This window comes from Chromobacterium sp. IIBBL 290-4 (assembly GCF_024207115.1).
Classification (GTDB): domain Bacteria; phylum Pseudomonadota; class Gammaproteobacteria; order Burkholderiales; family Chromobacteriaceae; genus Chromobacterium.
Genome location: NZ_CP100128.1, coordinates 3,512,294 through 3,525,789, shown reverse-complemented (window position 1 = coordinate 3,525,789; position 13,496 = coordinate 3,512,294). Strand labels below are relative to the sequence as shown.

At 61.6% G+C, this 13,496-nt stretch carries 15 protein-coding genes and 1 tRNA gene; 1 reads left to right on the top strand and 15 read right to left on the bottom strand.

The features are described from left to right. Positions 1-121: 121 nt before the first annotated feature. The 9 genes from NKT35_RS16440 to hpnC all read right to left on the bottom strand — a co-directional run bounded on the left by NKT35_RS16440 (position 122) and on the right by hpnC (position 7,603). A complete protein-coding gene (locus NKT35_RS16440; RefSeq protein ID WP_254294948.1) occupies positions 122-1,015 on the bottom strand; it encodes a hypothetical protein in 894 nt (297 codons plus the stop codon). An 86-nt stretch (positions 1,016-1,101) separates the two neighbouring features. Continuing rightward, positions 1,102-1,284 (bottom strand): zf-HC2 domain-containing protein, encoded by a 183-nt coding sequence (locus NKT35_RS16435; protein WP_256493408.1) that lies wholly within the window; start codon positions 1,282-1,284, stop codon positions 1,102-1,104. Next, on the bottom strand, positions 1,281-1,841 hold the full coding sequence (locus tag NKT35_RS16430; RefSeq protein WP_254294946.1) for a sigma-70 family RNA polymerase sigma factor: 561 nt from the start codon (positions 1,839-1,841) through the stop codon (positions 1,281-1,283). The genes NKT35_RS16435 and NKT35_RS16430 overlap by 4 nt, the downstream gene beginning before the upstream one ends. Positions 1,842-1,844: 3 nt before the next feature. Next, positions 1,845-3,206 (bottom strand): DNA repair protein RadA, encoded by a 1,362-nt coding sequence (gene radA / locus NKT35_RS16425; protein WP_254294944.1) that lies wholly within the window; start codon positions 3,204-3,206, stop codon positions 1,845-1,847. A gap of 70 nt (positions 3,207-3,276) precedes the next feature. Next, on the bottom strand, positions 3,277-3,840 hold the full coding sequence (locus NKT35_RS16420; protein ID WP_254294942.1) for a hypothetical protein: 564 nt from the start codon (positions 3,838-3,840) through the stop codon (positions 3,277-3,279). A gap of 16 nt (positions 3,841-3,856) precedes the next feature. Next, positions 3,857-4,615 carry an SDR family oxidoreductase gene (locus NKT35_RS16415; protein WP_254294940.1) on the bottom strand — a complete coding sequence of 253 codons (759 nt, stop codon included), beginning with the start codon at positions 4,613-4,615 and terminating at the stop codon, positions 3,857-3,859. After that, positions 4,612-5,916, bottom strand: a complete 1,305-nt coding sequence (hpnE, locus tag NKT35_RS16410; protein ID WP_254294938.1) for a hydroxysqualene dehydroxylase HpnE — start codon at positions 5,914-5,916, stop codon at positions 4,612-4,614. The genes NKT35_RS16415 and hpnE overlap by 4 nt, the downstream gene beginning before the upstream one ends. Further along, positions 5,883-6,728 (bottom strand): presqualene diphosphate synthase HpnD, encoded by an 846-nt coding sequence (gene hpnD, locus NKT35_RS16405; protein ID WP_254294936.1) that lies wholly within the window; start codon positions 6,726-6,728, stop codon positions 5,883-5,885. The genes hpnE and hpnD overlap by 34 nt, the downstream gene beginning before the upstream one ends. Positions 6,729-6,790: 62 nt before the next feature. Continuing rightward, positions 6,791-7,603, bottom strand: a complete 813-nt coding sequence (gene hpnC / locus NKT35_RS16400; protein ID WP_254294935.1) for a squalene synthase HpnC — start codon at positions 7,601-7,603, stop codon at positions 6,791-6,793. Between the two features lie 192 nt (positions 7,604-7,795). On the opposite strand from hpnC, the gene NKT35_RS16395 reads away from it, so the two are divergent. Further along, positions 7,796-7,871: transfer RNA gene (locus tag NKT35_RS16395), tRNA-Ala, on the top strand. Positions 7,872-7,987: 116 nt separating this feature from the next. Here the strand turns inward: NKT35_RS16395 and NKT35_RS16390 are convergent. The 6 genes from NKT35_RS16390 to NKT35_RS16365 all read right to left on the bottom strand — a co-directional run bounded on the left by NKT35_RS16390 (position 7,988) and on the right by NKT35_RS16365 (position 13,411). Then, positions 7,988-8,785: an endonuclease gene (locus NKT35_RS16390; RefSeq protein ID WP_254294933.1), complete on the bottom strand. Its 798-nt coding sequence runs from the start codon at positions 8,783-8,785 to the stop codon at positions 7,988-7,990. Positions 8,786-8,965: 180 nt separating this feature from the next. After that, the gene (locus NKT35_RS16385) at positions 8,966-10,975 is read right to left on the bottom strand and encodes a M13 family metallopeptidase (RefSeq protein WP_254294931.1); all 2,010 of its coding nucleotides are present in this window, start codon (positions 10,973-10,975) and stop codon (positions 8,966-8,968) included. A gap of 77 nt (positions 10,976-11,052) precedes the next feature. Then, positions 11,053-11,475, bottom strand: coding sequence for an ExbD/TolR family protein (locus NKT35_RS16380; RefSeq protein WP_254294929.1), 423 nt, complete (start codon positions 11,473-11,475; stop codon positions 11,053-11,055). Positions 11,476-11,527: 52 nt separating this feature from the next. Continuing rightward, on the bottom strand, positions 11,528-11,962 hold the full coding sequence (locus tag NKT35_RS16375) for an ExbD/TolR family protein (RefSeq protein ID WP_254294927.1): 435 nt from the start codon (positions 11,960-11,962) through the stop codon (positions 11,528-11,530). Positions 11,963-11,968: 6 nt separating this feature from the next. Next, complete coding sequence (locus NKT35_RS16370) at positions 11,969-12,721, bottom strand: MotA/TolQ/ExbB proton channel family protein (RefSeq protein WP_254294925.1); 753 nt, start codon at positions 12,719-12,721, stop codon at positions 11,969-11,971. Positions 12,722-12,757: 36 nt separating this feature from the next. After that, positions 12,758-13,411: a hypothetical protein gene (locus tag NKT35_RS16365; RefSeq protein ID WP_254294924.1), complete on the bottom strand. Its 654-nt coding sequence runs from the start codon at positions 13,409-13,411 to the stop codon at positions 12,758-12,760. Between the last annotated feature and the right edge of the window lie 85 nt (positions 13,412-13,496).

Genomic DNA, 13,496 nt, shown 5'->3' with positions numbered 1-13,496 from the left:
GGATCTCTGCCTGCAGAGAATCCCTAGCCTGCTCGCGAGAGCCCATGAAAAAACACCGCGCCCCATCAGGTTCGCGGTGTTTTCAATTGGCGGCGGCGGCGATGCTCCGCGGTATCGGGAATCAGGCGGCTACAGGCTCCGCCCGGCGCGCGCAGCCGTCAAACCAGGCGCGCAGGCTGGCATCGAAGGATTCGGCCAAGGCCATGGCCTGCCGCAAAGTCTCATCCGCTTCGCCCTCCCGCTCCAGACCGCGCAAGGCGCGCGCCGCCTCTACCAGCAGAAAGGCGCGGTCGACATCCTCCTCGCCGTTCGCTGCGATCAAGGCCAGCCCCGCCCGCGCCGCGGCCAAGCCCGCCTCCCAATCCTCGAAGCGATTGGCAGTCAAAGCCAGCAGATACTCCGCCCGCTCATGTTGCAGCCAGCCGCCGGCGCGGCCCCACAATTGGCGCGCGGCATGAGCCATGGCAGACAGCACCTGCTTGCAGAAAGCATCGCCGATTTCCAGCTCCGGCTTATCCAGCAGAGCGGAAACGATATTGTTGCAACAGCCAGCCAGCGCCGCGTCCTGCCCGCCGGCCTCCAGCGCCTGCAGATCCGGCAGCAAACGCGCCAAAGCCTGGATCTGCCTGGCCGGCGGCTCCTGGCGATGCAAGGCCAGCACAATGCTCAGTTCCAGCAACACATCCAATTCATGCGGGGCGATGCCCTGCGCCAGCCACTGCTCCCGCAGCTGCCAGGCGCTCATGCTGTCGCCCGCCAGCGTGGCGGCCACCATGCCGTGCCGCAAAGTCGCGGCATGCGGCGCATCCTGGCGCAAACCCTGCTGCAGACGCCATGCCTGCGACCAATCGCCCAGCGACTCGCCCACCAGATGATTGATCAGCCACGCCAGCCTGGGCAGCGCCTCGGGTGGCAAGTCGTCGGCCAAAACCAAGGCCGGCAGCTGCAAAGCGGCCTCAGCCGGATTATCGTCATGGTCGCGCAGCAAGGCGTCTAGCAGTTGCTGTGAAGTCATCGCTAATGCATCTCAACGAATTATCAATACTGCATATGATGATGCCATTCACGACAACTTGTCAAAGAATTTTAAATAAGAACAATTCAATCTCGTCCTTCTCCTGCATGCCTGGCCGCTGCGCGCATCTCGCCCATCTGCCTGGAAAATTGCCGGCAGTTTCCGCATAACAGCAGATGCATGCGCAGCTTCACTAATTCCGCCGCGCTTAATGGCCGATCCATCCCGGCGGAAATCAGCCGGCTGGCTTCTCGGCAACTCAGTCTCATTGCTCGCCCTCCCGGCTCCAGCGTGTAGAGAAACATTCGCGCAGCGTCATGCGCGCCCGATACAGCAGTACTGAACAATTGGTCGCGGTGATCTCCAGATTGTTACAGATCTCCGCGATTTCCATGCCCATCACCTCGCGCATCGCAAACGCCATGGCGGTGCGGCGCGGCATCACCTTGGAGCACTCTTCGAACACCTGCCAGAACTGGCGCGACATCAACTCGCTCTCCGGCCCGCTCCAGGCCTTGATGGGCTCGCGCCAATGGCCGTCCTGGGAGAACAAGCCGTCGAAGTCGCTATCGTCCGCCTCGTCCTCCAAGGATTCGAACAGCTTTTCCTTGCCCTTGCGCCGCAAGGCATCGATCAGTTTGAAGCGCAGAATGGAGGTGAGCCAGGTTCGCAAGGTCGACTTGCCGGAGAAGCTGCCCTGCGACTCCAAAGCCGCCAGCAGCGTTTCCTGCACCGCCTCTTCCGCCGCGTCGCGCTCGCGCAGTTGCGCCAGCGCGTAGCGCAACAGGTAGGGCCGCTCCTGCTCGATCAAATGCGCGTCTATCATGGTTTACTCCCGGCAGAATTCCACCGCTTGGTCCAGACGGTCCACCGCCAATACCTTCAGGCCTTCTATCTCTTGGCGCGGCTTGTTGGCGGATGGCACGATGGCCCGGGTGAAGCCCAGCTTGGCTGCCTCTTTCAAGCGCTCCTGGCCGCGCGTCACCGGCCGCACCTCTCCTGCCAGGCCCACTTCGCCGAACACCACCAGCTTCTCCGGCAGCGCCTTGTTGCGCAGCGATGAAACCATGGCCAGGATGATGGCCAGGTCGGCCGCCGGCTCGTTGATCTTGACGCCGCCCACCGCGTTAAGGAACACGTCCTGATCGAAGCAAGCCACGCCGCCATGGCGATGCAGCACCGCCAGCAGCATGGCCAGCCGGTTCTGCTCCAGGCCAACCGTCAGCCGCTTGGGCTGGAAGCCATGGCAGTCATCCACCAGGGCCTGGATTTCCACCAACAGCGGGCGCGAGCCTTCCTGCGTCACCAGCACGCAAGAACCGGCGACATCGTCGCGATAGGACGACAGAAAAATGGCGGAAGGATTGGATACGCCTTTGAGGCCGCGGTCGGTCATCGCGAACACGCCCAGCTCATTGACCGCGCCGAAGCGGTTCTTGATCGCGCGTATCATGCGGTAGCTGGAGTGCGAATCGCCCTCGAAATACAGCACCGTGTCCACCATATGCTCCAGCACCCGCGGACCGGCCAGCGAGCCTTCCTTGGTGACGTGGCCGACCAGCAGCACAGTGATGCCGCTTTGCTTGGCCATACGCGTCAGCTGCGCCGCGCACTCGCGCACCTGCGACACGGAACCAGGCGCCGAAGTCACCTGCTCGGTGTACAGCGTCTGGATGGAGTCGATCACCACCACCTCGGGCTGTTCGCGCTTTAGCGTGGCCAGGATGTTTTCGATGCAGATTTCGGCCAGCAGATCGACGCTGCTGGTATCCAGCGCCAGGCGCGAAGCGCGCAAGGCGATTTGCTGCGCCGATTCCTCGCCCGACACATACAGCACCTTGCGGTTCTGGCCGATCTGCGACAAGGCTTGCAGCAGCAAGGTGGATTTGCCGATGCCGGGGTCGCCGCCGATGAGCACCACGGCGCCGCGGACGATGCCGCCGCCCAGCACCCTGTCCAGTTCTTCAATGCCGGAAGGATCGCGCGGGGTTTCCGCGGTTTGCACCTCGGACAGTTTCTGGACCTTGGTGACGTTGGCCGCCCAGGACTGGAAGCGCGGGCTGGCGGCGGCCGGCGTCGCCACCGCCTCCGTCAGCGTGTTCCAGGCGTTGCAATGCGGGCACTGGCCCTGCCACTTGGGCGATTGTCCGCCGCACTCGGTGCAGCTGAATACGGTTTTGCTCTTGGCCATCGAGATCAGGAAGGAAAATCAAAGCCGACAGGATAACAGCTGCGACCGGCCTCGGCCCGGAAAACCTGAATCAGCCGGGCGGCTGCGGGGGATTTTTCTTGTTGAGATCGTTGATGATATTGAGCAGGCGGTTCTGGTCCGGCTCGCCTTTGCTGGCTGCAGGCTTGCCGCTATTGCCGCTGCCATTGCCGCCGCTGCGCATCGCCGACAGCACGGCCTCGACCTGTGGATCGGTCTTGGCTTCGCGGTCCGCCTCCTCGCTGCTGAGAGGCTTGGGCTGCGAAGCGTCCGCCTGCCCCGTCATCGCCGACTTGGCGTTCATGGGCTTGGCCTCGGACGACTTGTCCGTCGGCGCATCCGCCATGCCGGAACTGGCGGGATGCTTCTCCTGAATCGGCGCCATCGTATCCAGCTTGTTCTTGACCATGTACTCGTTCATTTCGCGCCAACCGGCATAGATGGCCGCCTTGTCGGAGTCGCTATTGCGCTGGAAACACTCTTCCAGCGAACGGCCGGTCTGACGGCACGACGCGCCTATCGCCTTGTCGGCGTCCTTGGTCAGGCCGGTCACGCTGTTTACATAATTGCAGCCGCCCAAAGCCAGCAAGGCTGCCAGCCACAGCATTCCTCTCATGCGTCCCCGCTTTCTGTCAGGTTTGCGGCTTGCGCAAATCCAGCTCCACGACTTCTCCGCTGCGGCCCTTGCTGTCCGGACCCAGCCAATACAGGAGATGCGGCGTCAAATCCGCCAAATCGCCCCGCTCGGTCTTGGCTTCGCCCGGATGCGTCCGATTGCGCTGCGGCGAATTCACCGGTCCTGGCGACAACAGATTAACACGCATATTCGGGAACATCTCCCACTCGCTGGCGGCTACGACGGTCAAGTACTGCTGGCCGGCGTTCGAGGCCCCGAACGCGCCCCAATAGGCCGCCGGATGCAGGCCATGCTGCTCGGCCACCAGCAGCACGGAAGCGTCGGGAGCGTCCTTCAACAGCGGCAGACAGGCGCGAGTCAGCGCGAAACGGGCCACCGTGTTGATGCGGTACTGGTTCATCCACTCCTCAATCGTCTGATTGTGCAGCGGCGACAAAGCGAACAGGTGGGAAGCGCAGTGCAGAATGCCGTCCAGGCGTCCAAATTCGCGCTTGATGGTCAGCGCCAGATTATTGAACTCGTTTTCGCCCGCATTGAGCAGATCCAGCGGCACCGCGGCCGGCTCCGGCCCTCCCGCCGCCACTATTTCATCGTAGACTTTTTCCAGTCCCTTGACGCTTCTAGCCAGCAGCACCACCGAGGCGCCGTGACGCGCGAAGGCCAGCGCGGCCTCGCGGCCTATGCCTTGCGTGGCGCCGGTGACCAGGATGACGCGTCCAGCCAGCGCATCCTGCGCGAATTCCGTTTTTATCATCGTTTTGTTACCCCTAGATCCAGCAATGCGGCGCGCGCCGCGGTCACGCCGCTGCGCGCCGCCCCCTCCAAAGTGGCTGGATAATCGGGATGCGCCCAATCACCCGCCAGATAAATTTTCGGTCCAGCCAAGCCCGCCTCCGGCCTTTTCAGACCAACCGTGCTGGCGAAAGTGGCCCGTTTTTCAATAATGACCTTGCCCTGCAAAGGCATGCCCAGATGCGGGGCGATCTTCCTGACATCCTGCGCCACCCTCGCCATCAAGCCATCCTGGGACGGCAGGGCCTCCGGCGCGCTGATGACCGCGGAGATCCAGCCCCGCTCTCCGGCCAAGGCCTCGCGATCGAACAGCCAATCCGCCATTCCGCCCTCCACCCCCATCATCGGGGCGGGAAAACGCGGCGCGTCGGCAAACTGCAAATAAACGGTGACGATGGGCCAGTAGCTGTAATGGGCCAAAATATCGCGCAAAGCGGCATTATCCAGCAGCGATGCGACATGATAAGGCGCCACAGCCAACACGACGGCATCATACGACACGCCGTCGACGCACGGCAGCCCTTGCTGATGCTGCACGCTCGCCACTCGGCAGCTGGCGTGCAGGCGCGCGCCCTGTCCGCCCAGCCATCGCCAAGCCGGCTCGGGGAACAAGGCCGACAAATCGCAAGCGGGCAGCAGCAAATCGCTGGCGGCGCGGTCCGCGCCCAGACTATCGCGCAGCGTCGTGGCCAGAACCTGCATCGAAGCCTGCTCCAAGGGCGTATTCAGGGCCGACAACACCAGCGGCCGCCAGAACCCGCGGATCAGCGCCTCGCTTTGCCTTTCCGCCTTGAGCCAGGCAGCCACCGAGCAATCCCGGCGCAAGCGGTAGCGGCTCTGCTGCAATGCTCGCAAAGCCTTCAACAGCAGCCTCTTGTCGCGCCAACCCATGCCTCTTGCAAAAAACAGGCCTAAAGCCAGATGCAAGGGCGCGGGCAAACGCGGGCAGCGCATGTTCAAGCCGCCCTGCCGCCGCCATTGCAAAGGCAATCGCCGCAACAGCCGTTCGGGATCCGCGCCGACCTTGCGCATCAGGCGCAGCGATTCTGCATAAGCGCCCAGTAAAATGTGCTGACCATTGTCAAACCTGGCATCTTTAGCGCCACTACAACGCGCCCGCCCGCCCGGCTCGCGCCCGGCCTCGATCACCGTCAGCTCGACCAGGCCGGCCAGCTCCGTCGCGGCGGCCAGCCCGGCCCAGCCTGCGCCTATCACCGCGACGCGCGGCTTCAGGCGCGATAACCGAAGGTCCAGGTTTTCCATGCCAGCCACAATTTGCGCAGCGGCGTCAGCGACAGCCGCTGGTTCAACACCTTGGCCGGACCATCCAGCCGGATCTCCTGCAAAGTGGCGCGATAGATCGCCGCCATCAGCAGGCCTGGCCGCTGGGGTTTGCGATCCGCCGCCGGCAACAGCTCCCAGGCTTTGCGGTAATGCTCCTCCGCCCGCTCTATCTGGAACTCCATCAAGGCCTTGAACGCCGGGCTTTCTTCATAATGCAGAATGTCCATCGCCGGGCAGTTGAAGCGCTGCAGCTCCTCCATCGGCAGGTAAATGCGGTCGCGGCGCGCATCCTCGCCCACATCGCGGATGATATTGGTCAGTTGAAACGCCACGCCCAGCTCGTGCGCGTATTCCAGCGTTTTTTCGTCGCTATAGCCGAAAATGCGCGCCGCCAGCTGGCCGACCACGCCCGCCACGCGATGGCAATACAGCAGCAAATCCTGAAAGCGCTGATAACGGACCATTTTCAGATCCATTTCCATGCCATCGATGATTTCCTCCAGCTGCGACTGCGGCAAGCCGAAAGCCGCCAGGTGCGGCTGCAAGGCGCGCATGACCGGATGATCGGCTTCGGCGCGGTACATCCTCTCCACCTCGCCACGCCACCAGGCCAGTTTGGCCTGAGCCACGCCCAGGTCATGGCACTCGTCCACGGCGTCATCGACCTCGCGGCAAAACGCATACAACGCGGTGATCGCGCGGCGCCTTTCCTCCGGCAAAAAACGGAAGCTGTAATAGAAACTGGAGCCGCTGGCCGCGGCCTTGTCTTCGCAATACTGATCCGGCGTCACGCGCCTCTCCCCCACACGCTCGGCCCCTTGGCCGACGCGCTGTCATCATGCGGCGCACGCGCTCATCGCGCGAGGCATGCCCGCCCTATCATATATATCCAATCCCAAGCCGAAAGTTTGGGTCTTTGTTTGAACACGTCTCCGCCGGAGGCATGCAGCTTGCTCAGAATGCGATCGCCGCCCAGGATGATCAGCCGCAACTCAAAGCCGAACCGTCCGCCCAGCTGTTTGGCCAGCGGCGCGCCGGCCTGCAGCATCTTGCGGGCCCGCTCCACCTGGCTCAGCATCAGCGCCCGCCAGCGCGCATCGGCCAGGCCGGCGTCTATCTGGCCCTCGCTCACGCCAAAGCGGGCTAAATCCTCTTGAGGCAGATAAACCCGCCCCTTGCGCCAATCCACGGCCACATCCTGCCAGAAATTGATCAGCTGCAAAGCGGTGCAGATTCCATCGGACTGCGCCAGACTCCTGGCATCGTCCACGCCATGCAGGGCCAGCATCAGACGGCCAACCGGATTAGCCGAGCGCCGGCAATAATCGACCAACTCCCCAAAACTCTGATAACGGGTCTTTTCCACGTCCTGGCCAAACGCCGACAGCAGATCATGGAAAGGCTGCAGCGGCAGACGATGTGCTTGTATCGCCTCCGCCAACGGCGCCATCAGCTCGATCTGCGGACGTTCGCCTGCGGCAATGCGGCGCAGATCGTCGTCTAGCCGCGCCAGCTCCGCCAATCTGTCCTCGGCGCGGGCATCGCCCTCATCCGCCACATCGTCGGCATAACGGGCGAAACGGTAGATCGCATGCACGGCGGCGCGCATCTTGCGCGGCAAAGCCAGCGAACCGACCGGAAAATTTTCATAGTGGCCAACCGACATTCACGACATCCTGACTATCCCGGCCGATGATTATAACCGAGCGCCGGCCTCGCAGCAGCGCCGGTTCGTGACGGCGCCATGCCCTGCCATGCTGAAACATGCGGCAGGCAAAATACAAAAAATATCCATCCGCTATTTACAAACGGAACTCTCTCGCCTATACTGCGCTCCACTGTGAAAGCAGCGTCACGCGGGGGTATAGCTCAGCTGGGAGAGCGCTTGCATGGCATGCAAGAGGTCAGCGGTTCGATCCCGCTTACCTCCACCAAGACCGCTAAGCACAGACAAGCCTGACATCGATAGCGATTCAGCAAAGAACAAAGCCGGCAGCCCGCCGGCTTTTTTCATGCCTGGCCGACAGGAGACTGCCGCCTCCTCGACCAATCAAGCGCACAGCTGGCTCAAACTGCCCGGCTGGCTGACCAGAAAATTCCCCTCTCCCTGCCACTGCACGATGCGTTTGTTACGCTGAACTTCCCAGTCGCTTACCGGGTATTGCCTTGCCCAACCGCACATCAACTGGCGATCTTGCGAACTCATGCGCAAGCCATAGCGCTGATGCATATAGAGCGTAATGCGCGCCGCCGCCCCTCTGACCTCCTCACGAGGCTGGAAACGCTTCAGCGAGAAATCCACCACCGACTGACACTGGCCATACAGCGGCGCCGGCTTGCGCGCCCACACGCCGTAGGAAAAATTGCCTCTGTCGCCATTCACCTCGCCCACCGCCGGCACCAGATTGTTCAAATCCCCTTCCGCCATGCGGAACAAGGCGTCCGATGCGGCGCACTCCTTGCGTCCTCCACTCTGCCAGCACTGCCGCTGATGGCCCAATGCCCAAGCCGGCACCACATGCTCCCACTCAATACGGCTGGCGCGGGCTTCCGACTTGCGCGGCCGATAGCCGCAGGACTGCCAATCCACAGCCTTGTCTTTGTATTCGCAACCGCAGTAGAAATCCTGCTCCATGCCGGCATAAACCCTGGGCAAAATGCGCTTGGCCGCAGGAAAGTCTCTATGACCCTGAGCGCGGCTGCCGCTGACCAACGCCACCGGCCGCACCGCGCTTTCATTTTCGGCCGGCTGCGCGCTCGAACCAAGCGCATGCCTTGTCGCGGCGACGGCACCAGCCAATTGTTCGGCATGCTGGGAATCGCAGCCCGCCAACAACAAGCCCATCATTATTGCAATTGTTTTATTCATGGCCCGAAGTGTAATGACTCGAACCATTTGCGGCAATTATATTGCCAAAATCACCCCGCTTTTCAAAACAGAACGTCGCCAGCAAACAGCCCCGCATGCTCACGCACGAGGGGCTGTCGAACAGGCGAAACCATGGCGGCCAATCAGCCGCCCGCTGGCTTACCAGATGCGAATGCGCTGATCCTCCGGCTTGTACATCTTATCGCCCGGTTTCACATCAAAAGCCTTCTGGAAGGCATCGCTATTGATGGAGGCGCCGATGGCGCGGAAAGCGTCGGGCGAATGCGGATCGCTGGCCAGACGAGACAACAGGAACGCCTCCCGCTCCTTGCCTCTCCAGATTTGCGCGAAACCGTAGAAGAAGCGCTGATCGCCCGTCATCCCGTCGATCACGGGCGCAGGCTGCCCGCCCAAAGATACTTGATAAGCCTTATAGGCCACCTGCAAACCCGACAAGTCGGCGATGTTCTCGCCCAAGGTCAGCTTGCCATTGATATGCTTGCCCGGCAGCGGCTCATAAGCGTCAAACTGCGCCACCAGCTTATTGGTCAGCGCGGTAAAGCGCGCCCTGTCCTCAGCCGTCCACCAGTTGCGCAGATTGCCGTCGCCGTCGAACTGGCTGCCCTGATCATCAAAACCATGGCTGATCTCATGCCCGATCACCGCGCCGATGCCGCCATAATTGACCGCATCATCGGCCTTGGGATCGAAGAACGGCGGTTGCAGAATGGCCGCCGGGAACACGATCTCATTCATGTTAGGGTTGTAATAAGCATTGACGGTCTGCGGCGTCATGAACCATTCCTTGCGGTCCACCGGCTTGCCCAGGCGCGCCAAGTCGCGGGCGTATTCGAAGCGCACCGCGCGCTTCACATTGCCGAGCAGATCATCCTCGGCGATATCCAGGCCGCCATAGTCGCGCCACTGATCGGGATAACCGATTTTCAGAGAGTACTTGGACAACTTGTCCCTGGCCGCCAACTTGGTTTCCGGCCCCATCCAGCTCAAGCCGTCTATGCTCTGGCTATAAGCCTTCATCAAGTTGGAAACCAGCTCCTGGGCCTTGGCCTTGTCCTGCTCGCTGAAATAACGGGCCACATACTCCTTGCCCACCACTTCGCCCAGCGAGCCTTCAACCAATCTGACGCCGCGCTTCCAACGAGGCTGCTGTTCCTTGGCGCCTGTCAGCGCCTTGCCATAGAACTCGAACTTGGCATCCACCCATGCCTTGCTCAGATAATTGGAATAACCATCCAGCAAGTGCGCCACCAGATAATCCTGCCAATTGATCAGCGGCTCTTTTTTCAACAAGACCGCCAATGCGGAAAGGTATTCCGGCTGGGCGATGTTCAACTGCGGCAAGTCTTTCGCGCCTGCGCCCGCCAAGAAGCCATGCCAGTCCAAACCCGGCGCCAGCTTGGCCAGCTGCGCCGGCGACATCTTGTTGTAGCGTTTCTGCGGATCGCGATTTTGAACCTTGTCCCGTTGAATCTGGGCGATCTTGGTCTCCAGCGCCAATACCTTCGCCGCGCGCTTGGCCGGCTGCGCATAGCCAGCCAAAGTGAAGACCTGCTGCAAGTGCGCTTGATAAGCCGCCCTTGCCTTGACGAAGCGCGGATCTTTGCTCAGATAGTAATCTCGGTCCGGCATGGCCAAACCGCTTTGCTCCAGCTCCGCCAAATAGCTCTTCGCGTCTTTGGCGTCCACGCTCACGCTGAAAGCCAAAGGCAAGCGGATCTGCCCAGCCCGGTCCTGCCATTTCGCCACCAGGCCGAACAATTCGCCACGATTCGATATCAGGCTGATAGACCGAATGTCGTCGCGCAAGGGAAGCAGCCCCTGCTTCTCGATCGCGGCCTCATCCATGAACCCGCGATACAGCGCGCCGATCTTGGCTTGATCACCGGCGGCATGCTTGTCAGCCGCGGCGGACTCGATCAACTCGCGGCTGCGCGACTCGCTCAGGTCCCGCAAATCCTTGAATGCGCCAGCCCATGACTCGGCAGCCGGAATTTCATAGCTATCCAGCCACGTGCCATTGACCGCCCGGTAAATGTCATCCTGCACCCTGACTGTCTTATCAAAATTCTGAACCGCTACGCCGCCATATCCCGCAGCCCAAACCTGCCCGCTCAAAATCAGGGCCGCCGCCAACACTTTTAATTTCATTCTTTTCTCCTTGTCCACCACACATAAAAAAGGCAGCCCTCAACGAGGCTGCCTTGATCACACTCCCACGACGCGGTTTATTGCAGGAACTGCTCCGAGCCCACAATGCCCAGCTTGGTCAAGCCCAGGCGCTGCGACTCCGCCAGCACCATGGCGACCGGCGCGTACGTCGCGTCCTTGTTCGGCTTGATATGCAACTCCGGCTGCGGGCTCATTTTGCTTGCCGCATCCAGCTTGGCCTCCAGCTGTTCGCGGCCGGCCAAACGCTCGCCATTCCAAGACACGGCGCTATCCGGCGTGATGTCGATCTGCACGACCACCGGCTTTTGCTGCTGCTTGGACGGCGTGTTCACCGGCATATCCAGCTTCACCGCGTGCGTTTGAATCGGGATCGTGATGATCAGCATGATCAGCAACACCAGCATCACGTCGATCAACGGCGTGGTGTTGATCTCCATCAGGAGATCGTCTTCTTGCGAAGACCCGACATTCATCCCCATATATTTCTCCTCAGGAACGGCGGACTGCTGCCAATCCGCCTCCTAATGCTGCTTACTGATTGGGCGGCGGCTCAGTGATGAAGGCGATCTTGACGATGCCGGCCTGCTGCACCGCGAGGACAATGCGGCCAATCGGCGCATAGCGGGCGCTTGCATCGCCGCGGATATGCACTTCAGGCTGCGGATCCTTCTTCGCCACTGTCACCAAGCGAGCCAGAAGCTCAGCCTGATCCTTGACCGGAGTCATATTCCAGTAGATGCGGCTATCGGGCCCCACCCCCAGAACGATGTTTTCCGGCTTGGTCTGCGTCGGAATGTTTTGTTCCTTCGGCAGCGTCATTTTGACGGTTTGCGTCACCACCGGCACGGTGATCAGGAAGATGATCAGCAACACCAGCATCACATCCACCAACGGCGTGGTGTTGATTGCCGACAGCACCTGATCCTCTTCCGCCTTGCCGTGGCCAAAGCGTTGATAGCGGGCCATGGCGGATTACCGGGTCGGGTTGTTCAGCAGGCTGGCGTGCAGACGGCCGGATACGACGCGGACATTGTCCAGCACCAGCTTGTTGCGGCGGACGATCCAGTTGTAACCCAGCACGGCCGGCACGGCTACGGCCAGACCGATGGCGGTCATGATCAGCGCCTCGCCCACCGGACCGGCAACCTTGTCGATGGAAGCCTGGCCGGAAATGCCGATGGCGGTCAGCGCGTGGTAAATACCCCAAACGGTGCCGAACAGACCGACGAACGGCGCGGTGGAGCCGACGGTAGCCAGAACGGACAGGCCGTTTTGCATGTGGTGGCTGGCGGAATCGACCGCATCGGAGATGGCCATCGCCACCCAGGTATTCAGGTCGACGCGGTTAGCCAGTTCGCCCTTGTGCTCGGAAGCGGCATCGATGCCGGCTTGAGCCACGGCGCTGTACATGCCTTCATCGGCCAGTTCGCTGGCGGCCTTTTGCAGGTCCACGCCATGATGCGCCAGCAGTTCCTGGCCTTGCTTGATCAGACGGCGCTGTTCCAGCACCTTGACGATGCCTACATACCAAGTAGAAGCGGACATGATCAGCAGAATGATCAAGGTGCCGCGCGCGACGAAGTCGCCTTGCGCCCACAGGGCGTCGATGCCATACGGGTTGCTCGTGGCGTGAGCGGCCGCTTCGGCGGCCAGTGCCGGCAGCGAAGTCATCGCAGCCGCCACAGTCAGAATTTTGCCCAGAAATGCGCGGGTCAGTTTGCTCATGGTATTTGCTCCTTTGTGTCTTGAGATGCCCTGGTCTTAGGAGCCAGAGTCGAGTTTGAAGCCGAATTCCTGCTTCAGCTGGGCATTGGCCTGGCAGCTGTAGCCTTGCAATGCGGCAGTAATGGCAGATTTGAAGCTGCTGCGATAACGCGGGGGAATATCGCCCGAGAAGTTGAAGCTGGCGCTGCCGTCGAACTTGCCGCTGGCACCCACGCTGAACACTACCGAAACCACACCCTGGACCTCATCTTCCTGAGCCTTGGCGGGATACTCCGGAGCCTCCAGATGGCTGCAGTTGGCCTTGGCCGAAACCGGACCTTTAGGCGCTTCGACAACGGGGACAGGCGTCGGAGCCGGCTGCGGGGTCGGGTCGGCGGTCACCGACTGGATCGCGTTTTGCGACTGCGTGACCGGCGGCGGATTGACCACCGGCGGCACATAGGCCTGCGGCTTGGGCGCGGTAGGCTGCTGCACCACTTTCTCGATTTTTGGCGGCGGCGGCGGGGGCGGCGGCGGTTCGGAAATAACCGAAACCTCCACTTTCTGCTGGATCACCTTGACCACGCCCTGGGCCAGACCGGACACCAGCGCGTAGATCAGCACCGCGTGGAATATGATGACGCCTGCCAGACCGGCGAATCTTCGCCGGGGCGGCGGGCCACCAACTCCCTTAGCTGTGATACTCGTCATATGGGTTACCCATTCCTTCGACAAAACCGGCAAGCCGCTTGCTACGCTTTCTTGTGGTCCACGCTCCGCGAACTTGCCGACGGAT

Excerpts from the sequence above, each read along its gene's own strand:
- NKT35_RS16365 (WP_254294924.1), bottom strand. The coding sequence starts at position 13,411 with ATGACGAGTATCACAGCTAAGGGAGTTGGTGGCCCGCCGCCCCGGCGA.
- NKT35_RS16380 (WP_254294929.1), bottom strand. The coding sequence starts at position 11,475 with ATGGGGATGAATGTCGGGTCTTCGCAAGAAGACGATCTCCTGATGGAG.
- NKT35_RS16435 (WP_256493408.1), bottom strand. The coding sequence starts at position 1,284 with ATGAGACTGAGTTGCCGAGAAGCCAGCCGGCTGATTTCCGCCGGGATG.
- NKT35_RS16375 (WP_254294927.1), bottom strand. The coding sequence starts at position 11,962 with ATGGCCCGCTATCAACGCTTTGGCCACGGCAAGGCGGAAGAGGATCAG.
- hpnE (WP_254294938.1), bottom strand. The coding sequence starts at position 5,916 with ATGGAAAACCTGGACCTTCGGTTATCGCGCCTGAAGCCGCGCGTCGCG.
- radA (WP_254294944.1), bottom strand. The coding sequence starts at position 3,206 with ATGGCCAAGAGCAAAACCGTATTCAGCTGCACCGAGTGCGGCGGACAA.
- NKT35_RS16390 (WP_254294933.1), bottom strand. The coding sequence starts at position 8,785 with ATGATGGGCTTGTTGTTGGCGGGCTGCGATTCCCAGCATGCCGAACAA.
- NKT35_RS16385 (WP_254294931.1), bottom strand. The coding sequence starts at position 10,975 with ATGAAATTAAAAGTGTTGGCGGCGGCCCTGATTTTGAGCGGGCAGGTT.
- NKT35_RS16430 (WP_254294946.1), bottom strand. The coding sequence starts at position 1,841 with ATGATAGACGCGCATTTGATCGAGCAGGAGCGGCCCTACCTGTTGCGC.
- NKT35_RS16370 (WP_254294925.1), bottom strand. The coding sequence starts at position 12,721 with ATGAGCAAACTGACCCGCGCATTTCTGGGCAAAATTCTGACTGTGGCG.
- NKT35_RS16440 (WP_254294948.1), bottom strand. The coding sequence starts at position 1,015 with ATGACTTCACAGCAACTGCTAGACGCCTTGCTGCGCGACCATGACGAT.
- hpnC (WP_254294935.1), bottom strand. The coding sequence starts at position 7,603 with ATGTCGGTTGGCCACTATGAAAATTTTCCGGTCGGTTCGCTGGCTTTG.
- NKT35_RS16420 (WP_254294942.1), bottom strand. The coding sequence starts at position 3,840 with ATGAGAGGAATGCTGTGGCTGGCAGCCTTGCTGGCTTTGGGCGGCTGC.
- NKT35_RS16415 (WP_254294940.1), bottom strand. The coding sequence starts at position 4,615 with ATGATAAAAACGGAATTCGCGCAGGATGCGCTGGCTGGACGCGTCATC.